The organism is Mycoplasma sp. HU2014 (genome assembly GCF_001199495.1).
Classification (GTDB): Bacteria; Bacillota_I; Bacilli_A; order Mycoplasmatales; family Mycoplasmataceae; genus Mycoplasma.
In genome coordinates, this window is record NZ_LFYS01000039.1 from 1 (window position 1) to 24,706 (window position 24,706).

The 24,706-nt window shown below is 25.8% G+C and carries 21 protein-coding genes; 17 read left to right on the forward strand and 4 right to left on the reverse strand.

Annotated elements, in window-relative coordinates:
• On the forward strand, window positions 1-473 hold a 473-nt coding region (locus tag AB668_RS05710), incomplete at its 5' end, for a hypothetical protein (RefSeq protein WP_235443330.1).
• Window positions 474-559: 86 nt separating this feature from the next.
• On the opposite strand, the gene AB668_RS02170 is transcribed toward AB668_RS05710, so the two are convergent.
• Both AB668_RS02170 and AB668_RS02175 read right to left on the reverse strand, forming a co-directional pair.
• A complete protein-coding gene (locus AB668_RS02170; protein WP_050517425.1) occupies window positions 560-1,426 on the reverse strand; it encodes an Hsp33 family molecular chaperone HslO in 867 nt (288 codons plus the stop codon).
• Window positions 1,427-1,971: 545 nt separating this feature from the next.
• The gene (locus tag AB668_RS02175) at window positions 1,972-2,454 is read right to left on the reverse strand and encodes an isochorismatase family protein (protein ID WP_050517426.1); all 483 of its coding nucleotides are present in this window, start codon (window positions 2,452-2,454) and stop codon (window positions 1,972-1,974) included.
• 124 nt (window positions 2,455-2,578) lie between these two features.
• Between AB668_RS02175 and mnmG the strand changes: the two genes are divergently transcribed.
• From mnmG to AB668_RS02230, 11 genes are all read left to right on the forward strand, one after another.
• On the forward strand, window positions 2,579-4,465 hold the full coding sequence (gene mnmG, locus AB668_RS02180; protein ID WP_050517427.1) for a tRNA uridine-5-carboxymethylaminomethyl(34) synthesis enzyme MnmG: 1,887 nt from the start codon (window positions 2,579-2,581) through the stop codon (window positions 4,463-4,465).
• 250 nt (window positions 4,466-4,715) lie between these two features.
• Window positions 4,716-5,732: an HU family DNA-binding protein gene (locus AB668_RS02185; RefSeq protein ID WP_050517428.1), complete on the forward strand. Its 1,017-nt coding sequence runs from the start codon at window positions 4,716-4,718 to the stop codon at window positions 5,730-5,732.
• A gap of 86 nt (window positions 5,733-5,818) precedes the next feature.
• Complete coding sequence (locus tag AB668_RS02190; RefSeq protein WP_050517429.1) at window positions 5,819-8,464, forward strand: HAD-IC family P-type ATPase; 2,646 nt, start codon at window positions 5,819-5,821, stop codon at window positions 8,462-8,464.
• Between the two features lie 89 nt (window positions 8,465-8,553).
• Window positions 8,554-10,101, forward strand: coding sequence for an APC family permease (locus AB668_RS02195; RefSeq protein WP_050517430.1), 1,548 nt, complete (start codon window positions 8,554-8,556; stop codon window positions 10,099-10,101).
• Window positions 10,070-10,744, forward strand: coding sequence for an ECF transporter S component (locus AB668_RS02200; RefSeq protein WP_050517442.1), 675 nt, complete (start codon window positions 10,070-10,072; stop codon window positions 10,742-10,744). The genes AB668_RS02195 and AB668_RS02200 overlap by 32 nt, the downstream gene beginning before the upstream one ends.
• Window positions 10,745-10,911: 167 nt before the next feature.
• Complete coding sequence (gene pgsA / locus AB668_RS02205; RefSeq protein WP_050517431.1) at window positions 10,912-11,505, forward strand: CDP-diacylglycerol--glycerol-3-phosphate 3-phosphatidyltransferase; 594 nt, start codon at window positions 10,912-10,914, stop codon at window positions 11,503-11,505.
• A complete protein-coding gene (rsmG, locus tag AB668_RS02210; RefSeq protein WP_050517432.1) occupies window positions 11,505-12,203 on the forward strand; it encodes a 16S rRNA (guanine(527)-N(7))-methyltransferase RsmG in 699 nt (232 codons plus the stop codon). The genes pgsA and rsmG overlap by 1 nt, the downstream gene beginning before the upstream one ends.
• A 1-nt stretch (window position 12,204) precedes the next feature.
• Window positions 12,205-12,399, forward strand: a complete 195-nt coding sequence (locus AB668_RS02215) for a DUF951 family protein (protein WP_050517433.1) — start codon at window positions 12,205-12,207, stop codon at window positions 12,397-12,399.
• A gap of 2 nt (window positions 12,400-12,401) precedes the next feature.
• Window positions 12,402-13,496, forward strand: a complete 1,095-nt coding sequence (gene ychF, locus AB668_RS02220) for a redox-regulated ATPase YchF (protein ID WP_050517434.1) — start codon at window positions 12,402-12,404, stop codon at window positions 13,494-13,496.
• Window positions 13,496-14,182 carry a YgjP family zinc-dependent metalloprotease gene (locus AB668_RS02225; RefSeq protein WP_050517435.1) on the forward strand — a complete coding sequence of 229 codons (687 nt, stop codon included), beginning with the start codon at window positions 13,496-13,498 and terminating at the stop codon, window positions 14,180-14,182. The genes ychF and AB668_RS02225 overlap by 1 nt, the downstream gene beginning before the upstream one ends.
• A 133-nt stretch (window positions 14,183-14,315) precedes the next feature.
• On the forward strand, window positions 14,316-16,094 hold the full coding sequence (locus tag AB668_RS02230) for a YfcC family protein (protein WP_050517443.1): 1,779 nt from the start codon (window positions 14,316-14,318) through the stop codon (window positions 16,092-16,094).
• A gap of 52 nt (window positions 16,095-16,146) precedes the next feature.
• Here AB668_RS02230 and AB668_RS02235 read toward each other — a convergent pair whose 3' ends face one another.
• Window positions 16,147-18,069: a type IA DNA topoisomerase gene (locus AB668_RS02235; RefSeq protein WP_050517436.1), complete on the reverse strand. Its 1,923-nt coding sequence runs from the start codon at window positions 18,067-18,069 to the stop codon at window positions 16,147-16,149.
• A 154-nt stretch (window positions 18,070-18,223) separates the two neighbouring features.
• On the opposite strand from AB668_RS02235, the gene AB668_RS02240 reads away from it, so the two are divergent.
• From AB668_RS02240 to AB668_RS02260, 5 genes are all read left to right on the forward strand, one after another.
• Complete coding sequence (locus tag AB668_RS02240) at window positions 18,224-19,090, forward strand: hypothetical protein (protein WP_050517437.1); 867 nt, start codon at window positions 18,224-18,226, stop codon at window positions 19,088-19,090.
• 263 nt (window positions 19,091-19,353) lie between these two features.
• Window positions 19,354-20,805 (forward strand): glutamate--tRNA ligase, encoded by a 1,452-nt coding sequence (gene gltX / locus AB668_RS02245; RefSeq protein WP_050517438.1) that lies wholly within the window; start codon window positions 19,354-19,356, stop codon window positions 20,803-20,805.
• A gap of 9 nt (window positions 20,806-20,814) precedes the next feature.
• The gene (locus AB668_RS02250) at window positions 20,815-22,035 is read left to right on the forward strand and encodes an HD domain-containing protein (protein ID WP_050517439.1); all 1,221 of its coding nucleotides are present in this window, start codon (window positions 20,815-20,817) and stop codon (window positions 22,033-22,035) included.
• A gap of 18 nt (window positions 22,036-22,053) precedes the next feature.
• Complete coding sequence (rpoE, locus tag AB668_RS02255) at window positions 22,054-22,485, forward strand: DNA-directed RNA polymerase subunit delta (RefSeq protein WP_050517440.1); 432 nt, start codon at window positions 22,054-22,056, stop codon at window positions 22,483-22,485.
• Between the two features lie 85 nt (window positions 22,486-22,570).
• Window positions 22,571-24,190 (forward strand): CTP synthase, encoded by a 1,620-nt coding sequence (locus tag AB668_RS02260; RefSeq protein WP_050517441.1) that lies wholly within the window; start codon window positions 22,571-22,573, stop codon window positions 24,188-24,190.
• A gap of 46 nt (window positions 24,191-24,236) precedes the next feature.
• Here the strand turns inward: AB668_RS02260 and AB668_RS05715 are convergent, their stop codons facing one another.
• Entirely contained in the window at window positions 24,237-24,671 is a 435-nt protein-coding gene (locus AB668_RS05715) for a hypothetical protein (RefSeq protein WP_050517115.1), read from the reverse strand.
• Window positions 24,672-24,706 lie beyond the last annotated feature (35 nt).

Consider the following 24,706-nt stretch of genomic DNA (forward strand, 5'->3'; position numbering starts at 1 on the left):
TTGAATCCTTCTTTGACATACCTATTAAAAGAAAAATTATGAATGGAGTGGTTGAATATCAAAAAAATTATTATGCTGCATTTGATGAAAATGGGAAGAGATATAAGTTCAACAAAAAAGAAAGTATTGAATTTGTTATAGGTGCAGATGAGAAGTTCTACTTTAGAACAGAAACTATGCGTTTTAAAGCTGAAATATTAGAAAAAGGATCTCATGATTGAGGAATAGCTGATATAGCAAAAAGAAAACAATTAGATGAAGAAAGAAAACATGATTTAAAAACCCTAGGAACAATAAATAAAACGAGATGGATTCATACTGTATTAGATAAGACTCTTAACAGCATTAAAAAACACCCAAGTGGATTGCCCAGTGAAGTAGTCGATGAACTATCAGGACTTGTCTCAGGTGTTAAGAATGAATGTTATCGCATATCATTCGAACTCAAAGAAAAATTAGGCTTATTGGATTAGTTTAATTTTCTAATTTCCTTTGATAAGATTATTATAACTTAAAAATTTAAAGGTTCATTTTGTTTAAAAACCCACGTAATGATTGATTAATTTAAAAGTTTTGCAATATCTTCTAAATCAACTGTGTACTTTTTGTTACAGAATTCACAAAGAATTGAAATTTTTTCTTTTTTGTTAATAATGTCTTCGATTTCTCCTTTTGGTAGAAGTTTTAAAGAATTAAAAACTTTGTCTGTTGAACAAGTACATTCGAATTTTATTTCTTTTTGTTCTAAGATCTCAGCATCTTCTATTATTTCTTTAATCAATGCTTGATAGTTAGTAGATTTTAATAACACTTGTTTTATAAAGTTTGTATTTCCAAGTTTTTCTGAAATAGAGTCAAGATTCTCTTTTGTATAACCGGGAAACATTTGAATCATAATACCAACAACTTTTTGAATTTCTAAATTATCATCTATTTTACAATCCGTTATTAAAAATGAATTAGTTTGAGATGATTTAGTTCAATAATTTGTAAAATCATAATCAATATTTCCAAAATTAATATCAACATTTGAAACATATGGATCTTTCAAACCAAGATCTCTACTTACGACCAAAAAACCTTTTTTACCAGCTGTTGCTATAACAGGATCAACATCAATTTTATTAATATAATCCATTGGATCGAATTGCTTATTCTGAATATAACTTCTTATTTTGTTATTTTGGAATTCGGCTATCATAGTTTTAATAGCTCCATCACTTGTTGTTCAATTTGAAAAAGTCTTATCGTTATCTTTTAATTCTATTCCTATTAAAGTACTTGCTGCTGTAAATTTTGATAAAACTAAATTGGCAAAAACATTTGCTTTTTGAAGTTTAATTATTTCTTGCATCGATTCAGTAATATCAACTATTGAAATTTTTACATTATATTTTTTACTTGTTGCTCTAATTCTTATATCCATATTTAACCTCTTTTATTTATATATAATATCTTAAAATTTATCAGTTCTAATATGTAGTTTTATATAAAACATTTTAGCGTTTATTAAAGTACTTTAATATTTTTTAAATATTAATAATCAATTTAATTTTTTATTAGTATAATAATATTGTCTAGATGCACCCACATCTAGAGGTTAGAGTAACCCCTACTCAACCAAAATATGAAAATTGGAAATTAAAATTGATTTTTTATACAAACTTTCTCATTTCTTTAAGGAACGTTAATAAAATTTAATATTTTATTACCTTAAAAAATAATAATAGAAATTAAAAACCGGCCCCCAACCGGTTTTTATTATTTTATATTAGATAAATTTAATTTCTTGAAAACATTGAAATAGAGTAAAAAAGCATAAAGAAATAAAAGGACCTGTTGCTAAATTCAATTTCTTACAAGACAAAAGTGATAAAAAATATAATTTAATAGCAACATTTGATATGGGTAACGGTAAAACAAAAGAAGCAGTTATGAAACTTAATGTAAAAGAACCAATACCAATTTTTACTATTCAAAACCTTTACAATAATCTAAATTAATATGTGCGTCATATCCTAATTTTATAGCATCATCATAAGTAGATTTTACACAAATTTCAGTTACAACTCCAACTATTTCTAGTTCTTTAATATTATGTTGTTTTAAATATTCATCTAAACCATTTGAGTTACCTTTTTCATCAAAAAATCCACTATAGCTTTCAATGTCTTTTTTATTTCCTTTTTTGATAATTAAATCTACATAACTACTATCAAAATAAAATTCAGATCCTTTTGTGTTTTCAACACAATGAATTGGTCATTGACTAAATGAGTAATGATCTATAGGATGTCAGTCTTTAGAAGCAATAATATGTCAACCTTGTTGTTTTAATTCTTTTGATAAAGTTGTTATTTTAGAACTTAATTCTTCAGCACCTTTTACATATAAACTACCATCAGGACAAGCAAAGTCATATTGATAATCAACAATAATTAAACCTTTATTCATATCTTTCTCCTTAGACACATTTAATAGTAACATGCTTACTTTTTATAATATAGTGGTATAATTTGATTTTTAACATATTTGTAATAATATTAAATAGGTAAAAAGAGTAAAAAGAGGTGAGTTTATGAACACAGATTATGATGTTATTGTAGTTGGAGGAGGGCATGCTGGAGTTGAGGCAGCCCTTGCTAGTGCTAGATTAAATAAAAAGACTGCTTTAATTAATTTGTATGAAGATAAAATAGCTACTATGCCATGTAATCCAAGTATTGGTGGTCCTGCTAAAGGAATAGTTGTAAGAGAGATCGATGCTTTAGGTGGAGAAATGGCAAAAGCAGCTGATGCTACTGCAATACAAACTAAGTTATTAAACTCATCGCGTGGTCCTGGTGTTTGAGCTTTAAGAGTTCAATCTGATAAGGATAAATATTCTGAATATATGAGAGATAAAGTAAAATCTCAAAAAAATTTAGATTTAATAACTAAAGCTTGTGAAGGTTTATTATTTAAAGATAAAGTTGTTAGTGGAGTTATTTTTGATGATGGTTCAACTTTAACAAGTAAAGTCGTAATTATCACAACAGGAACTTATTTAAAATCTGAAATATTAAAAGGTGTAGAAAGATGTGAAGCTGGTCCTAATAGTGAAAAAACAACTAAAGGAATTAGTAAATCATTATTAGATCTAGGACTTAAATTATTACGTTTTAAAACAGGAACTCCCGCAAGAGTTTATCGTGACTCAGTAGATCTAAGCAATGCTGTTAAAGAACCTGGAACAGATATGAAATTAGCATTTAGTTTTTCAACAAATTCATACACTCCACTTGAAGAACAAGAGTTATGTTATTTAATTCACTCAACTCCTGAAACTAAAAAAATTATTGAAGATAATTTAGAAAAATCAGCAATGTATTCAGGTACAGTTGAGTCAATTGGTCCTAGATATTGTCCAAGTTTTGAAGATAAAATTGTAAGATTCAAAGATAAAGAAACCCATCAAATATTTATTGAACCTGAAACATTAAATGGAGATACTTGATACATACAAGGATTTTCAACTTCTATGCCAATTGAGATCCAAGAAGCAATGTTAAAATCATTACCTGGTTTTGAAAATGTCAAAGTTAAACATTGAGCGTACGCTATTGAATATGATTGTTTAGATCCTATGCAACTTTCTCCAAGTTTAGAATTAAAAGATGTTCAAAACTTATTTACTGCAGGTCAAATTAATGGAACTAGTGGATATGAAGAAGCTGCTAGTCAAGGATTAATTGCAGGAATAAATGCTTCAAGAAAAATAGATGGATTAGAACCTTTAATTTTAAGAAGAGATGAAGCTTATATCGGAGTTATGATTGATGATCTAATTAATAAAGGTGTTTGAGAACCTTATAGATTATTAACAAGTCGTGCTGAACATAGATTAATATTAAGAAACGATAACGCTGAAGTTAGACTAAAAGAATACGGAAGACAAATCGGTTTAATAAATGATCAAGAATGAGAAGAATATCAAGAATATTTACAACAAATTAATGATGCGATTAATGAATTAAAAGAAATTAGATTTACACCAAAATCACAATTAGCAATTAATTTAAAAGAAAAAAATCAAGCAAATATTCAACATGGATATAGTGGTTATGAATTGATTAAAATTCCTACAGTTGATATTAATGAATTAGTAGAATTTGTTCCTAAATTACAAAACTTAAAAACTAACCAACTTCAATCAATAGTTATTGAAACAAGATTTGAAGGTTATGTGAAAAAAGAATATGAACAAGTTAAGAAATTAATTAAATTAGAACGTAAGAAAATACCAGCAGATATCAACTATGATAAAGTAGAAAATCTAGCTACAGAAGCAAGACAAAAACTAGAAAAAATAAGACCTTTAAACATAGGCCAAGCTTCAAGAATTACAGGAGTAAATCCCGCTGATATTCAAATGTTATTATTCTACTTAAAAAAACAATATCCACAAGATAACAATGAATCTTAATAATATTTAAAAGGTGCAAAGCACCTTTTTTCTTATTAATTTAACCAAAAATTAAACACTAAAATTCTAAGTAAAATCACAAAAAAGCACCAATATATCAATATATCCGAATAATATACACTTTTTAGTGTGGAAAAAAGAAAACAAAAATAAAAATAATATAATTTAGATAGGGATAAATTATAAAAATCCCCAAACATAATACGATAACAATGTTATTTCCAAGGGATGAAGAAAGGGAGTATAAAGTATGAAAAAAACATCTAAGGTAGACAAACGCCTTGCTTTTTTAGCATTAGCAAGAGTTTATTTATGTCTATTCGCTTTATCTTTAATCGCTATAGTTGTAGTTAAAATATTAAATGCATCTGAAATGGGTGCTCTTAAAGCTGACTTCTTTTGAGCTATAACAGGATTTTCATTTATACTATCAACTCCAGTAGAATGAGGAAGTACATCAGTTGATGTTATTGCTAATATATGTACAGTTTCAGTGTTACCTATATTATTATTTGGATCACTAATTTCCTACATTTTATATTACAAAAATTTAGCTACTGTTAAATGTGATAAAGCTTCAGTTAAAGTTGATTGCAAAGCTGAATGTGCATGTGAATGTGAAAAATCTTGTGAAAAATCATGCGAAGATAAAGTCTGTGAAAAATCATGCGACAATAAATCGTGTGAAAATAAAGAAAAACTTGAAATGATGGTTTTAGAAACTCCAATAGTTGATGAAAGAGTTACGGTAAAATCAAGCGATTTAATGACTTTTACATATGAAGAAGTTGAACAAGTTAAAGTTGAAGAACCAGTTGTAAAAGAAGAAAAACCAAAAGCTAATGCAAAAAGTAGCAAAAAAGTTGCTGAAAATGTTAAAGATAAAGAAATTAAAGTTGTAGTTGCTCCGGTTATTGTTGCCGAAACTAAAGTTAAAGCTCAACCAAAAGCAAAAAAAGATACTAAAAAACGTTACCCTCAAGTTCATAAAGGTGAATTATTAGAAGAATTATATGCATCTGAAGAACTAAAAGAAATGACCAAAGTTGATATCAAAACTGTATTTGAAAAAACATTTATAGTTTTTGGTAAGCACTTAGTGAGTGAAGGAGAAGTTTTAGTTTACAAATTCGGTAAATTTGAATTAGTTGATGTTAAAGCAAGAGAATCAATAAATCCAAAAACTAAAGAAAAAATCACCGTTCCAGCTCACAAAACAGCTAAGTTCAAAATTTCTAAATCATTAAAAGAACAAATGAACAAATAAAATATTTATAAAATGGCTTCTAGCCATTTTTTATTTATCTTAAAGTTCTATATTGGTAAAATATATAAAGTGAAAAGGAAAACAATATGCTGAAATTAAATAAGAAAACTAATAATCAATTAAAGTACAAAAATGAAGAATATGTAAAAAATATTTCAAAAGCAAAATTAGATAAAATTGAAAAAATACTAGATTCACAAATTGGATTAGATGATAAACAAAGAGAAGAAAATACATCAAAATTTAAAAGCAATTATATAGTTGTTAAGAAATTTCCAGTTATTAAAAAAATGTTTGAATCTCTTGTTGAACCATTTTCTATCTTGTTATGAATAATTGGTATTATTGAATTTGCAATTTTTGCTTTTGTTGATAAAAATGCAATAACTTTAATATCTGCTATCATGATTATCTTTATGATATTTTTAGCAAGCACTGTTGATTTTACTCAAGAATATAGAGCTTATCAAACTAATTTAGAACTAAATAAAATGATAGAAAATCACTTTTTAGTTTTAAATAAAAAAATTACAAATATTAAAGAGTTGAATTTTGATAATTTTAAACCACATTTAATAGAGTTAGAACAATCTAAATTAACAATAGGAGATGTAGTTTTACTAAATCAAGGCGATATTGTTCCTAGTGATTGTAGAATTATTTGAAATGATAATTTATATGTTGATCAGTCTACTTTAACTGGTGAAAACAATCCAATTAAAAAAAGTGTTGATAATAAAAACAAAAATTTAATAGAACTAGAAAACATTCTATTTAAAGAAACAACTATAGTATCTGGTTCTTGTTTAGCTGTTGTTATAAATGTTAGCGGGAACAATTATTCTAATTCATTATTAAAAAGTGCTGATGAAGAAAGCGTTAGTGATTATGAAAAATCAATGTCAAAAGTTACTAAGATCTTAGTTTTTTTTATTTTAACTTTAGTTCCAATTATTACATTAATTTCATTAATTAGAAATGATTTTTCAAATTATAGTTCAGCCATAATATTCGGTCTTTCAATCGCAGTTTCATTAACTCCAGAAGCATTACCCGCAATTATCTCATCAAACTTAAAATTAGGAAGTAAAAAATTAGCTAAAGAAAAAGCAGTTATTAAAAAATTATCTGTTTTTCAAAATATGGGTTCAGTTAATGTTGTTGCAACTGATAAAACAGGAACTTTAACTTTAGAAAATATTAATTTAAATGATTATAAAGATTTAAATAATCAATCTAGTGAGCTATTAAAACAATATCTATACTACAATGCATATTTCCAAAGAAACTTATTTAATAATATCGATAAAGCAATTGTTAATGCTAATTTAAATGTTGATCTAACAAAAATTAAATTATTAGATGAACAACAATTTAGTCATGAAACTAGAATAAATTCAGTATTGATTAATGACTCAAAACAAAACATTCAAATCACTAAAGGTAGTGTTGAAGAAATGTTAGAAATAATATCATTTGTTAATGATAAAAAAGTTATTAAAATCAATGATGAAATTAAAAATAAAATTATGAAACAAGCAAATACTTGATCAGAAAAAGGTTATAGAGTTATTTTAATTGCTACTAAAATAACAGATCAAATTCAATCAAATGATTTAGTTTATCAAGGTATGGCTATGTTTGAAGATGTTGTTAAACCTGAAGTTGAACAAGCAATTGAAACATTTAAAAAATATGGTGTTGATATAAAAGTTTTAACTGGTGATAATAAAAATACAACAAAACATATTGCTGATAAAATTGGTATTAAATCTTCTAAATTAATAGCAGGAGAAATGTTAGATAAACTTAATTCTTCTCAAATAGATGAACTAACAAGAACCGTAAATATTTTCTACAAACTTTCACCTTTTGAAAAAGCTCAAATTATCCATAGTTTAAAAAAAGAAAATGTTGTAGCTTATTTAGGTGACGGAGTAAATGATGCAATTGCATTAAAAAAAGCTGATGTTGGAATTTCAGTTAACAATGCAACACCACTAGCAAAATCTTGTGCTGATGTTATTTTGTTAGAAAAAGACTTAAACGTTTTAGAAAACGTCTTTGTTAAAGGTCGTCAAACTTTTGCTAATGCAGTTAAATATATAAAAATCACCGTAGCTTCAAATTTTGGTATTATGTTAACTTTATTAATATCAACAATGTGATTAAAATTTGAAGCAATGTCACCAATTCAATTATTAATTCAAAACTTAATTTTTGATTTTGCTAACTTAATATTTGTTTTTGATAATGTTGATCAAATAAGTATTAAAAAACCTAAAAAATGAAATATTAAAACGATTATTCCATTTGGTATTATTAATGGATTTGTTCAAACAATAATAAGTTTTATAAACTTCTTTATTTTATATTTTGCTTTTGATGTTAAAGGTCAAAACATGGATGCTATTCATCAATTCCAAACTGCATACTTTTTAGAATCAATTTTAACTCATATTGTAATTATTTTAGTTTATAGAACCGAGTTAATATCATTTATTCAATCTATTCCTTCAAAAGAAATGGTTATTGGAATGTTATTCTTTGCTTGTTTACCATTTATGATTATTTTTGCTGATCTTAATACAGGAGATTTATTTAATTTCAATTTAGGAAAAAGTAATTTTTATTGATGATTCTTGATATTATTTGTATTAGAAATCTTTGCTTGAATATTAGCTGAATTATTTAAATTTACTTATAAAAATATTTTCAAAAGTTGATTATAAACAATAGTTTTTAAGAAATAATAAAAAATAAAAATTATTAATATAAAATTATACTTATATATTTTATTTAGATAGAAAGGTTATTTACAATGAAAAATAAAGGAAGACTGTTTGAGTTTCTTACTTTGTTTGCCATGGTTGTTGGTACTGTTATTGGTGCAGGTATCTATATTAAAAATAAACTAATTTTAGAAGCTACTCACAACCCAATTATCGCTATTATTTTATGATTAGCTGTTGGTGTGGCTTGTGTGGCTATTGTTTATTTATTTTTAGAAATCTCATCTTCAACAAATAAACAAGGGAGTGGAACAATAAGTGTTTGAGCTCAAAAATTTTTAAACCGTAAAATTGGATCATTTTTCTCAATTTTCCAAACTTATGTATACGCTCCAGTTATGATGAGTGTATGTTCAACTGCAATGATAGGATTTGCACTTAAAATAGCTAATTTCTCACTTCCTGGTTATGTTTATTGATTAATATTTTTAGTTGGAGGAATTATTATTATCATTTTAACTACTATTTTAACTGTTTTAAGTTTATCTACTTCTCGTAGAATTCAAACCATCGGAACAACTCTTAAGTTTATTCCGCTTATTGTAGCTTTAATTTCAGGATTTGTTATCGCAGTAATTTTTGGATTAAAAGATGGAACATTTGGAAATGGAACACCTGAAACTTGATCTATTGATAGTTTTGAACCATTATCATTCTTTAGAGGATTTGGTGGAATTCTATTTGCATTTGATGGATTTGTTTATATTTGTAATGCTCAAAAAAGAGCCAAACATAAAGATGTAGTTCCGAAAGCATTATTATTTGGAATGGTGTTTGTTTCTATATTTTATGTTCTTATGGCAGTTTCATTATTCTTAGGTTCAACAGATGGTTCAATTGCTGAATTATTAAAAAGATTATTCAATGGTGGTGAAGTTAAAGAATCAGTTGCTGCTAACGTTTTAGTTGCTATAATTACTACTTTAATTTGTTGATTAGGAATTGTTGCATATTCATATATTTCAGTTGTTGGATTAGAATCAGATCTTGCTGATAAAGTTCAAGTTTCAGAAGTTGATAACATTCAAGACGAAAAAGTAAAAATTAGAAAAATAGCTATCAAAATAAATATCATAACAATTATTATTCACGTAATATTTATATGTGCTAGTGCCTTTTCAAACATTATGTTAAAAGAAACTTATGATTCTATAGTTCCTGCAAAAACATTTGATGTTGGAGATCAAATAGCTAATTTAATTCAGGTTTTCTCATCAGCTTGTTCATGTTTTTCATTTGCTATTATGACAACAGTTATTATTGCTGGATTAATAAACAGAAAGACAAATAAAGTTGAAGTTGAAAAACGTAAAGGATTTGTTGTCATAGGAATTCTTTCAACAATTGCTATTATATTATTTACTTCTATGGGTCTATTCACATTTATTGTTCCTGATGAAGTGCTTTATGGAAAAGAAACTTGATTTAATAGTGGTCGTGGACAAGGATGATTATTTATTTTACTTTCAATTTTAAGTATTGTTTTTGTGTCTATTATTTGATATATTCAAGAAAAACAAAGAACAAGAATCCAGGTGATTTTAAATGACATCACAACAACAAGAATTTCTAAATAATCCAGATTTAGCGTTTGTTACAAGACAAAATTGATTTAGCATTTGAAAAAATTATTTCTGACCAACCAGTACAAGAATAGCAACACTTTCTATTCTATTATCAATAGAAATAGTGTGTGTATTATTCTCAGAATACGTTATGGGTATAGTTAGAATACAAGTATTTTTAGTTCTTGAATTAAACCTTTGAGTTTTTGCAGTAGCTGCAGTTGCAACAAATTTCTTCTGATCATCAATCCTTACATTATCATCTATTTGATTGAGGTTTGCATTCGGATTAAGTGAACCGATCGGTTTACTTTCTTTAACATTTGTTGATTTTGGATCAATTGTCGCTTTATCGTTAGTACTATTTATAATCAAAAGAATTTATTTTGTTTCTAACAAGTATGAGAAATATTCAAATCATGAATTTAAATGAATAGTTATAGCTTGTTTAGCTGCCATTGTAGTTGGTTCATTACTAGCTGGTATTACTAACTATACATTTATACTTAAACTATACGGTACACCAAAAGAAAGTATAAAAGGATTTACAGTCATTACTTTTGGTTTTACTATATTAAAATTAACAGTTAACTTTATCATCTTCTTAATAGTTTATGGTAGAGTAAAAACAATTCTTAAAAATTCTCGCATTTAGTTTTAAAATATCTAATCTTAGCAAATTTATGTTAAATTAGATATTTTTTTATTTTAATTATTGATTTAATTTATTATTATTAATAAATAGCGTTTTATGATAAAAATGTTTCTATTTTTTCTAAAATTTAAGTATGATAAAATGAATTTAAATTGTGAGGAATATATATGAAAAAAAACAATATTAACATACCAAATATTCTAACTATGATTAGAATAGTTTTAGTACCAATAATCTTAGTTTTATTATTAGTTGATCATTATATATCATCAATAAATAAAGATCTTTCTAGAATTCTATTTTCAGTATCTGGAGCGATATTTATTATTGCTTCTATAACAGATTTTATTGATGGATGATATGCTAGAAAATACAATTTAGTAACTAAATTTGGTAAGTTTTTCGATCCTATTGCCGATAAACTATTAGTTAACTGTGCATTAATTTTATTTGCTTCATTCAACATATTACCTGTTTGAATAACTATTGTATTAATTTTAAGAGATACAATTGTTGATTTTGTAAGAATGATTTTAAGCTCTAATAATATTACTTTAGCAGCAGGAATGTCAGGAAAATTAAAAACAGTTTTTCAAATGATTGGATTAAGTATTTTATTTTTTATAAATACTAAATTTAATAATTGAACAGAGTTTAGTTGACAAAATCAATTAGTTTTAATACCTATGTATATTGCTACATTTTTCAGTGTTTATAGTGGAGTTGTTTACTTTGTTAAGGCTAAACCTAATTTATTTTAATGTTTAATAATTGAACTATATTTGATAATTACAATAACTTTACTATAAATGATGAAATTAAATCTAAATTAAACTTATATTACGAATTGTTAGAAAGTGAAAATAAAAAATATAACTTAACTAGAATAACTCAATTAGATGAAGTTTTTGAAAAACATTTTTTAGATTCTTTATTATTTGTTGAACAACATAAAATAACTAATCAAAAAATAGCAGATATCGGAACAGGACCAGGATTTCCAGGAATTGTTTTAAAAATATTTTTCCCAGATATTAAATTAACATTAATTGAATCTAATAATAAAAAAGTTAATTTTTTGAAATTAGTAGTTGAAAAACTAGGTTTAAAAGATGTTGAAATTTTAAATAAACGAGCTGAAGAATTAACTGATTTATATAAAGAAAAATTTGATATTATTGTTAGTCGTGCAGTTGCTTATTTAGATATTATTTTAGAAATTGGAGTTCAATTATTGAAAGTAAACGGAACATATATTTTATTAAAAGGACCACGTGCTTATCAAGAAATTGAAGATCTAAAAAATAAAGATAAAAAGATGGGATTAGAATTAGTTAAAACTCAAGAAATCTCAGATACAGGTTTTGGTATTAGAGTTAACTTATTTTATAAGAAAATAGCTGTAACTAGTTCAGTTTATCCTAGAAAATACTCACAAATTAAAAAAGAAAGTAAATAATATGAACTATTTAGATTTAGAAATTGGCGATTTTATTGAATTAAAAAAAACTCATCCAAGTAAAACTGTTAGATGAGAATTAATTAGAATCGGGGCAAAATACAAATTTAGAAGTTGTGATAAGTTTGATTTATTTATTGAATTATCACGCGAAACATTACAAAAACAATTAAAAAAAATAATTAAGAAAGGATAAATATGGGATTAAAAGTAGGAATTGTAGGATTACCAAATGTTGGAAAATCAACTTTATTTAATGCAATTACAAATTCAAAAGTAGAAGCTGCAAACTATCCATTTGCAACTATTGAACCAAATGTAGGAGTTGTTGAAGTACCTGATCTTAGATTAGATAAATTACAACAAATTTTTAGTTCTAAAAAGAAAATTTCAACAACAATCGAATTTGTTGATATTGCAGGACTAATTGCTGGAGCAAGTAAAGGTGAAGGACTAGGAAATGCCTTTTTAGCAAATATCAGAGAAACTGATGCAATTTGTGAAGTTGTTAGATGTTTTGAAAATAAAGATATTACTCACGTTGAAGGCAGTGTTGATCCAATTAGAGATATTGAAATTATTAATTTAGAATTAATGCTAGCTGATGAAGCATCAATTAAAAAACGTATAGATAAACTAGCTCCTAAATTAAGAAGTGGAGATAAAACTGTTAAAGCTGAAGCAGATCTATTAGCAAGATTATTAGAGTGTTTAGATCAAAATAAAATGTTAAATACTTTAGAATTAAATGAAGATGATGAAAAACTTTTAAAAGGTTATCAATTATTAACTGCTAAACCAATTATTTATGTATGTAACGTTAATGATGATGAGTTATTAGAAGATAATGATTATGTTAAAAAGGTAAGAGAATTTGCTAAATCTTCTGATTCTAGAGTTGTTAAAATTTGTGCAAAAATAGAAGAAGATTTATCTGAAGCTTCAGTTGAAGAAAAAGAAGAGTTCTTAAAAGATTTAGGTGTAACTCAATCAGGATTAGATCAATTAATTCAAGCGGCTTACAACACTTTAGGATTACAAACTTATTTTACAGCTGGTCCTCAAGAAGCTAGAAGTTGACAATTTAAAAAAGGTTGAAATACCCCTAAATGTGCAGGAGTAATTCATACTGATTTTGAAAGAGGATTTATTAAAGCTGATATTTATTCAATAAATGATTTATTTGAATTAGGTAGTGAAAAAGCTGTTAAAGAAGCTGGAAAAATGAGACTAGAAGGAAAAACATATATCATGCAAGATGGTGATGTGTGCTTTTTCAAATTTAATGTGTAATGATAAAAGAAAAGCATCAACTAAGTTATCAAAAAAATAACATTACTTATTATGTTGTTTACAAAAATCAAAAGAATATGATTTTAAAATTAACTAATAATCAAATTACAGTGAGCGCTCCATTCAACACTCCAATTTATCTAATTGAACAATTTATTTATAAACATATTTCAAAGTTAATTAAAGTACAAAATAATTATGAGTATTTAAGAGTTTATGATTTTTATGGTTCTAAACCTTGAATTAAAATATTTGAAAATCAAATTGAAATTGAACTTTTAAATGAAAATGTTCATTCTAAAATTATTAATAATAAAATCGTTATGAAAAATTATTTTGATAATCAAATACAGTTAGATAAAATCTATAATTTATTAGCTAAAGAATATAAAAATTGATTTATAAATAGAACAATTATGTGAGCTGAAAAAATGAATATTCAGTTCAATAATGTTTCAGTTAAGACTTTAAAATCTAAATGAGGTTATTGTAATACTAAATTAAAAAATATAGTTTATAACACTAAATTATTACATTTTACACCTGATATTATTGATTATGTAATTGTTCATGAATTAACTCATATTGTTCATCCGAACCATTCTAAAGATTTTTGAAGATTTCTAGGTTTATATATTCCTGATTACAAAGAATTACAACAAAAACTAAATTCTAAAGGAGTTTAATGTAAAATGTGCTTTTTATCGAGGCACATTTTTATTCAATTAAGTTTATTATAAAATAAAAAAATTAGTATAATTAAATGATATAAAATGTATCAGTTCTAGAAAGGAGAAAAAGATGAATAATCAAACTGGGATGCATTGTTCTGTGCAAAATGGGGATTTTAATCAAAAGAAAAATAAAAAAAGACGTCATTTAAAAATGATTTCATCTTTTAGTATTTTACTTTTAATAATGGGTATTTTAATGTTATTGTCTTGAATATTACATTGAGCTGGTGTTCAAACGGAAGTTAACAATAATATCGCTTTTAATGATTGAAAAAATAATGATATTTTAAGACCTATATATGAACAATGAACTAAAGAACATAATGGTGTAATTCCAAGTAGCACTCAAACTTGATTCGACTTTCTTGAAAAAACTTTAAGAAATCAAGGGTGAACAAAAGAAAATAATGGTTGATTTAAAGCGATTAACGGCGATTCTAAATACTTAATAGGATTTAATGGAGCAGCAACTTTTATAGGAAAAGCTTTAATTTCTCCAATTGGTATAGCTGATTGATTCTATGCACCAATTAAAGGATTTATTGATAAAACCAATGTTATTATTTTTGTTTTATGTATTGGAGCCTTTATATTTATATTAGTTCAAACAAAAGCATTAGAAGGTTTTTCACAAGCTATTGTTGCTAGATTAAAAGGAAAAGAAGTCTGAGCAATAGTTCCTTTAATGACATTCTTTTCAATATTTGGTTCAGTTGAAGGTATGGCTGAAGAATCACTAGGATTTTACATGATATGTATTCCTTTAATGCTTATGGCAGGATTTGATGTATTTACTGGTGTATTAATTATTATGATTGGTGCTGGAGTTGGAGTGCTAGCTTCTACAGTTAATCCATTTTTAGTACCAGTTGTTATTGATGCTATCAACAGTCAATTACCTGAAAATGCAGAAAAAATGACAGTAGGTAACGGGTTGGTATGACGTATTTTATGTTGATTTATTTTTACTTCATTTGTAATAATTTTTACTATGATGTATGCAATAAGAGTTAAAAAAACTCCTAGCAGATCAGTTACATTTTCAACTTTACATGGTGATAAAGAATTCTTCTTAGGAAGCACAGTTGAGACAATAAAATTAGATTGAAGAAAAAAAACATCACTAATTTTATTTGCTATAACTTTCATTATTATGATCGTCTATTTAATAGGTTGAGACAAAATATTTAATACAACAGCAATGGAAGATCAAGCTAATTGATTAAGAAAAGATTTACCTTATTTAGCAGCCAGAATTCCAGGATGAGGAAATGCAAATGATCTATCAGTTGCAGCAATGATATTTTTACTAGCTTCAATTGTTTTAGGATTTGTTAATTGAATGGGTGAAACTAAATTTATTGATACTTGATTTAGAGGAGCTTGTGATATTTTATCAGTATCATTAATTATAGGAACAGCCGCTGGAATTGGAGTTATATTATCTGAAACAAATCTTCAATCATTATTTGTTTCAGGAATTAGTAGTTCTATTGGTGGGATAGAAAATAGCATTTTAAAATCATTAGTGTTATTTATAATATTTATTCCTTTGTCATTTTTAATTCCTTCAACAACAGGATTTGCTACTGCAATATTTCCGTTATTAACTAAATCATTATTAAATAAACAAGGAGTTCAATTAGATCCACACGCTAGTGTTGGAGCAATTACTGCATTTCAATTTGCATCAGGATTAGTTAATTTAATTACTCCTACAAGTGGAGTTGTTATGGGTGCTGTTGCAATTTCAAGAATGAGTTATACAAGATATTTAAAAGGTATTATGTCAATAATTGGATGTCTATTTGTAATGAGCATTATATTAATATGTGTTGGTGGAGTTATGCCATTTGCTGTATAGAAAAAAATGTTGTAAGATTTATTCTTACAACATTTTATTTTCTTAAAAAAGACTAGTTTTCATCGGTGTTTTTATCATCTTTTGAAGCAGGAACATATTCTTTTCAAGTTCCATCAGGTTGTTCATATTCTCTATATCCACAACCTGTAGTAGTGAAATTAGAACATCCTCTTCCTCTATTAAATTTAGATTTGATATATACTAAATTAGCTTCTTTACATCTTGGACATAAAATATCAGTTTGAGCTTGAGATACATCTTCTTTTACTTTTTTATCTAATGAATGATAAATATCTTGTAATCAGCTAACATAGTTAAATGTTCCTTCGCTAATTTTATCTAATTTATATTCCATATCAGCAGTATAGTTTAGATTGAAAAAGTCTTGATATTGACTATATAAGAATTGATTTGCTTCATAACCTTTATTTGTAACTATAATAGGTTTTGATTTAGGATATTCTACATATTGACGATCTTTTAATTTAGTTAAAATTGGGTTATATGTAGAAGGTCTTCCTATTCCTAAATTTTTCAATTCTTTAATTAAACTTGCTTGATTAAACATTTTAGGTGGATTAGTTTTTGCATCTTCAATTTTAATGTAATCTTTTGAAATGTTTAGTTCAAATCCTTGTTTAAACTCAAAACTTGGCTTTTGATTTGAAATTTCTTCAATTTCATCATCTTCAGTTATTTCAACATTTTCATCACTTGGTGAGTGTTTAATTGCTTGATAACCTAGATCTAAAACTTCTTGTCATGACTGTTTGAATTCATAACCTTCATTTCTAAATGTTCATCTATGATTAAATCCGCTAGGACCTTTCATTAATGACTTAATAGAGTTTCATCAAATTAAACTATAAACTCTTTGTTGAGTTTTATCTTCAATTTCTAAAATTGCTTTTTCAGGAGTCATTGAAATATCAGTTGGTCTAATTGATTCGTGAGCTTCTTGACTGTTTAGATCTTTTTTACCTACAATTGGTTCTTTAAATAAATTTTCTGAATAATTTTTAGAAATATATTCTTTAGCATCTTTAATAAATTGTTCAGAATATTTTACTGAATCTGTACGAATATAAGTAATATAACCTTCTTCATACAATTTTTGAGCAGCTACTGTAATTTGACCAGCACTTAATTTCAATTTACTAAATCCATCTTGTAATAATCCTGCAGTTGAGTAAGGTTTAAAACTTCTAGTTTCAAAAGCTGTAGATTTATAATCACTACATTTATAAACTTCAGATAAATTATCAACCATTCCTTTTGATTGTGATTCATTTATGTAATAAGTTTTTTCAGTATTTACTGTTTTATTATTTTTATCTTTAGTTAAATTTAAATTAATATTATTTTTATTATCGATTACAAAAATCTTTTTATATAAAACTTCTTTAAATTGTTTTATGATTTCATCACGTGTAGTTAAAATGTTTAATGCTGGAGTTTGCACACGTCCTGCACTCATTAATCCAGTTGATTTTTGTAATGATTTTGAAACAAGATAACCGATAATTTTATCTAACATTTGTCTTGCAAATTGTGCTTGAACTAGATTCATATCAATATCTCTTAAATTATTGAAAGCTTCAATAACTGCGTCTTTTGTAATTTCATTAAATGTTGCACGTTTAATTTCTTTTTTCTTACCATCAAACAAACTAGCTAAGTGTCAAGCGATAGCTTCTCCTTCTCGATCTGGATCGGAAGCCAAAACTATTAAATCAGCATTTTTACCTTCTTTTTTAATTTGACTAACAATTTTTGCTCTTGTTTTTTCAACTGTAAATTGAGGTTGCATTGTTTCTAGATCAATACCTAATCCTCAAGTTCCTTTATCAGCAATTTTTGAAATATGTCCTCCACTAGCTAGAACTGTATATTCATTTTCTTTAAACCCTTCTTCTAAATAGTGTTTAATTTTTTCAATTTTTGATGGTGACTCTAGTAAAACTAATACTTTCATTTTCATACTCCTTATCAATAAAGTATTTTATAACAAATATTTTATATTTTTTCTATTAAATAATACATTCAAGTGTATTTTAGGACTTTATTTTTTTTTTTTTTTGCAATAGAATAAAAATAGTTATTTTATTAAGAAAGGAGAAAATGTATAAATGAATACAAATCAAAATAACAAAAACCTGATTCTAGGGGGATCTATATTTTCATTAATTACTGGATTTGGATCACTTATTTTTTGAACTTTAGCTTTATTAGGATCTAGTGTTGCTTTTTGATGACTTTCAATGCCTGGAATGAATATTGTAATATTTTTAGTTTGAGTTTTAAATATAACAGCAATGGTACTTACAGTTTTATCTTTAGTTCCAGCAACAAGTAAAAAACCAATAGTAATGATTGCAGGAATTTTAAATATAGTATTTGGAACAATTATTGGTGGAGTTTTATTAATAATTGGAGCAAGCAATATGAACGTTAATAACAATACAAATCAATTAAATTCAAATAATCAAGAAAATATTCAACCAGTTAATGTGCAAGTTGAAAATAAACCTGCAAAAAAAGTTGAAAAAACAAAACAAGTTGAAGAAGTAAAAGAAATTGCTTCTGAAGATAAAAATTTAAATAACTTTAATGTCACTTGCAAAACTAAATTTAACTATAAAATAGCTTTAGTTTTAGGATTAGTATTAACAATTATTGGTTCTGTTGTTTCAATAGGATATACAGGATATGAATTACGTAGCATACTTTTACCATCTAGCCATATTCGAAATATAGAAATAACTTATTTTGTTAATATATCACTAAGATTAGTTACTTATGTGTCTCTTTTTGTTTTATCTATAGTTGGGTTGATGATTATCAAAAAAGAATGCTTAACTATCAATATTTTATGTGCTGCAATAGGAATAGGATTATTTAACTTAAATAATATAGCACCTATTGGTGGAATTATTATATTACTAGCTTTAGTGTTTAATTGAGTTGTTAATTCAAGATTAAACTGTAATAAATAATAATTAATAGTCGTAAGACTATTTTTTTATGCCTATCAGTATTTAAAAACTGAAATCTCAGTTGAATCAAAATCAAAGAAAAATAATTAATATTAAAACTTTTAATGAAATTTTATTTATTTTATTAAAATAGGTAAAATTTTTTATTTTATTCTAATACATATATGAAGGAAAAAATAAGTTTTTACTTACTAAAAATCAAACCTTCTTGTTAATTTTAAATTTGGTATTATAATCTATACGATTATAAAGGAGATTTTTATATGTCATATAGATTACGTTATGCACCATCACCAACTGGTTTTTTACATATTGGAAACACAAGAACTGCGTTGATGGACTATTTATTTGCTAAGCATTATAATGGTAGTTTTATTGTAAGAATAGAAGATACTGATTTAGCTAGAAATGTTGAAAATGCTATTGAATCACAATTTGAAAATTTAAATTGATTAGGTATTATTGCTGATGAATCTATCTTTAATCCAGGAGATGCAAAATATGGAAAATATATGCAATCTGAAAAATTTGATAGATATAGAGAATTAGCTAATGAATTAATTGATAAAAAACTAGCTTATAAATGTTTCTGTACTAGTGAAGAATTAGAAAAAGATTACGAGCAACAAACAGCACAAGGAATTGTAGCTACTAAATATTCTCAAAAATGTTTAAATTTATCTGATGAAGAAATCAAAAAGAATTTAGATGATAAAAAAGAATTCTCAATTCGTTTCAAAGTTCCTGAAAATAAAACTTGAACAATTAATGATATGGTTAGAGGTCAAGTTAGTTTTGAATCAAAAGATTTAGGAGATTTTGTAATTGTTAAAAGTAATGGAATAGCTACTTATAATTTTGCTGTTGTTGTTGATGATTATGATATGCAAATTACTCACATTTTAAGAGGAGAAGAACATATTTCAAACACACCCCGTCAAATGATGATTTATGATGCATTTAATTGAACTTATCCAACATTTGGTCACTTAACATTAATTGTTGATTCAACTGGTAAAAAATTATCAAAAAGAAGTGGTAATGCATTATTCTTTATAGAACAGTATAAAAATCAAGGTTATCTACCTCAAGCAATGTTTAACTATATAGCGTTATTAGGTTGATCTCCAAAAGGTGAAAAAGAAATATTATCAAAAGAAGAATTAATAGAAATATTTGATGAGAAACGTTTTAGTAAATCTCCTTCTACTTTTGATATGGTTAAAATGAAATGAATTAATTCAGTTTATATGAAACAATTAACTGATGATGAGTATTTAGATTTTGTAACTAAATTTATTGATACAACTAGATTTGATATTTCACAAAAAGAATCAAGTTGATTAAATGCAGTTTTATTATTATTTAAAAAAGAATTAGAATATGCTAGTCAAATTAATAATCATTTAGATTTATTCTTTAATGATATTGATGTAGATCAAACTACAGTAGATGAATTAAAAAAAATAAATGGTTATGAAAATTTAATTAATATATTTGAAGAAAAAATAATTAACTTAAATGAATGAAATGTAGATAATATTAAATTAATTATTAAAGAATCAGGACAAATTGCTAATGTTAAAGGAAAAGACTTATTTATGCCAATAAGAATCTTTTCTTCTAAGTCACAACACGGACCAGGTTTAGCTGATGTGATATTTTTATTAGGAAAAGATAAAGTTTTAAACAATATAAAATCTTTTAAAAAATAGGTGATAAATATGTATGAAAAAGTTATAAGAGATAATGTTCACGGTGATATTTATTTCGATCATCCAATATATATAGAAATTATTAATTCTAGTGAAATGCAAAGACTAAGAAGAATACTTCAATTAGCGGGAAGTCAATTTGCTTATCCAAGTGCAACTCATACACGTTTTAGTCATTGTATTGGTGTATATCATGTTTTAAAACAATTTTTAAAAAATAATGATTTTAAAATGATTGATGAAAAAGATCAAATGTTAGTTAAACTAGCAGGTTTATTACACGATGTCGGGCATGCTGCTTTTTCTCATACTTTTGAAAGAATTACAAATAAATCTCATGAAAGTTACACAACTGAAATTATTAAAAACGTTGATGGAAACATTAATAAGATTTTAAAAAAATATGATATTGATCCAGATGATATTGTTGCAATTATTGAAGGAACTTATAAAAACAATATTATTAATTTATTAGTAAGTTCTCAAATTGATGCCGATAGATTTGACTATTTAATTCGTGATTCATATAATTGTGGAGTTGATTACGCAACTTTAGATGTTAAATGATTAATTAGAAATGCAAAGATCCGAGACAATAAAATTGTATTTCCACACAAAACCATTTATGCAATTGAATCATATCTATTAGGTAGATATCATATGTATCAACAAGTATATAATCATAAAACTTCAATTAGTTTTGATGTTATGTTTTCAACATGATTTAAAAGAATTAAATACTTAGCTAAAAACAATTACAAGTTCAAAGATAATAGAATCTATGAATTATTTGGCTCATTATTTGAAAAAAAATCAATTAAATTAAATGAATATCTTCAAATTGATGATTATTTAATGTTTAATATATTTGCTAATTGCCAAAACGAACAAGATCAAATATTAAGCGATCTTTCAAAAAGAATTAATAATAGAGAATTATTTGTTTGCAAGAGTGAACAATTAGTCGAGAAAGATAAAATATTTGATAAATTGAAAGAAAAGGGATATGATCCTGAATACTATTTACTAAAAACAGTTTCAAAACCTGCAGTTATGTATAAAATAGAACACGAGGCAAAAAAAGACGAACATATTTACTTATTTAATGAAAAGACAAATAAGATTGATGCTTTGGAAAACATTAGTCTTTTATCGTGTGCTATAAGAGAAAATAATAATCAAAAAAATGAAATTAAATACTTATTTCCTAAAGAACTAGAAATAAAGTAGTAGAAAGAGACTAAAAAAATGAATAAAAAAACAAATTTAAATTTAGTTTATGACTATTTAGTAGTAACTAAAAAACCAACAACTTTATTAAACATTTGAAATCAAATTTCTAAAGATGTTGTAAGTCAGAAAAAAGATGAAATGTCAGTTATTGCTGACTTATATGGAGATATGGTTTTAGATAATCGTTTTGCTTTAACATCTGATGGTTTATGAGCATTAAGTGCTGATCCTGAAATTGAAGATATTAAAAAACAATATGCTGCTAAATTAGAAGAAGTTGAGAAAAAACCAAAACTTGCAAATGACGATGAAGATCTAGATAATTCTGAATTAGTAATTGATGATGAGGATCTTGAAGAAGAGTATTATGATGAAGAATACGAAGATGATGAAGAAGATGATGAAGGATTCGTTACAGTTAGCGAAGATGATTATGATGATGAATAATTTTAAAGAGTTGTAAAACTTATGTTTTTATGACTTTTTTATTTTAGGTAAAATATAATTAATTGATAAAAGGAGATAGAAACAAATGACAAAATTTATATTCGTTACAGGTGGAGTAGTTTCAGGTTTAGGAAAAGGAATAACTGCTAGCTCATTAGGTGCTTTATTAAAAGCTAGTGGATTAAAAGTGTTTATGCAAAAATTCGACCCTTATTTAAATGTTGATCCAGGGACAATGTCTCCATATCAACATGGTGAAGTTTTTGTTACTAGTGATGGTGGTGAAACTGATTTAGATCTAGGTCATTATGAACGTTTTACAGATGAAGAATTATCAAAAATTTCATCAACAAGCGCAGGAAAAATTTATTTAGAAGTTATTGAAGGAGAAAGAAGGGGAGATTCTCAAGGAAAAACCATTCAAGTAGTTCCCCATATTACTGATGCTATTAAACATAAAGTTTATTTAGCTGCTCAAAGAAGCAAAGCTGATGTTGTGATTTCTGAAATTGGAGGAACAGCGGGAGATATTGAATCTCAACCATTTATTGAAGCTATTCGTCAAATTAGAATGGAACAAGGAAAAGAAAATGTAATGTTTATTCACGTTGTTTTATTATTATGATTAGCTGCTTCAAAAGAATATAAAACAAAACCAATACAACATTCAGTTAGAGAATTATTAAGTTTAGGAATTCAACCAGATATTATAATTTCAAGAAGTGATAAAACACCACCAAAAGAAATTAAAGAAAAAATTTCTCTATTTTGTAACGTACCTATTAAAAATATTATTGATGCAGTAGATCAAGATTCTATTTATAAAGTGCCACTAGCTATGGCAGAACAAAACTTACATAAACTAGTAACTGATCAACTAAACTTAAAATCAAAACAAATCGATTTATCTTTATGAGAAGAATTTAATAAAAAAATTAATACTTCAACTGATGAAATAGAAATTACATTTGTAGGAAAATATATCGAACTTCAAGATGCTTATTTATCAGTTATTGAATCATTAAGAATTGCTGGTTGAGAATTTAATAAAAAAATTAGAATTAAATGAATTCAAGCAGATAAATTAACTGAACAAAACTATAAAGAAGTATTAAAAAATGCTCAAGGTATTTTAGTTCCTGGTGGATTTGGAAATCGTGGAATCGAAGGAATGATGTTAGCAAGTAGATTTGCAAGAGATAATGATATTCCTTATTTAGGAATTTGTTTAGGTATGCAAATAGCTACAATTTCAGTTGCTCGTGATTTATTAGGATGAAAAAATGCTAATTCAACAGAATTTGATGAAACTACAGATTGCGCATTATTTGATTATATTCGTGGAATTGATCGCCATAATATTGGTGGAACATTAAGATTAGGGGCAATGGAAACTAAATTAGCACCTGGATCAATTGTTGAAAAATTATATGGATCAGATGTAGCACATGAAAGACATAGACATAGATATGAATTTAATAATAAATATAAAAAAGATTTAGAAAGCATAGGAATTCGTTTTTCAGGAATTTATGAAGAAAAAGATCTTGTAGAAATTATTGAAATGCCAAAATTAAAATTCTTTGTAGGAAGTCAATATCACCCTGAATTTACATCACGCCCTAATAAACCAAATCCATTATTTAAAGGATTTATTGAATCAATTGTTAAAGATCGTGGGTTTTTAAACAAAATGAACCTTTAAATTTTTAAGTTATAATAATCTTATCAAAGGAAATTAGAAAATTAAACTAATCCAATAAGCCTAATTTTTCTTTGAGTTCGAATGATATGCGATAACATTCATTCTTAACACCTGAGACAAGTCCTGATAGTTCATCGACTACTTCACTGGGCAATCCACTTGGGTGTTTTTTAATGCTGTTAAGAGTCTTATCTAATACAGTATGAATCCATCTCGTTTTATTTATTGTTCCTAGGGTTTTTAAATCATGTTTTCTTTCTTCATCTAATTGTTTTCTTTTTGCTATATCAGCTATTCCTCAATCATGAGATCCTTTTTCTAATATTTCAGCTTTAAAACGCATAGTTTCTGTTCTAAAGTAGAACTTCTCATCTGCACCTATAACAAATTCAATACTTTCTTTTTTGTTGAACTTATATCTCTTCCCATTTTCATCAAATGCAGCATAATAATTTTTTTGATATTCAACCACTCCATTCATAATTTTTCTTTTAATAGGTATGTCAAAGAAGGATT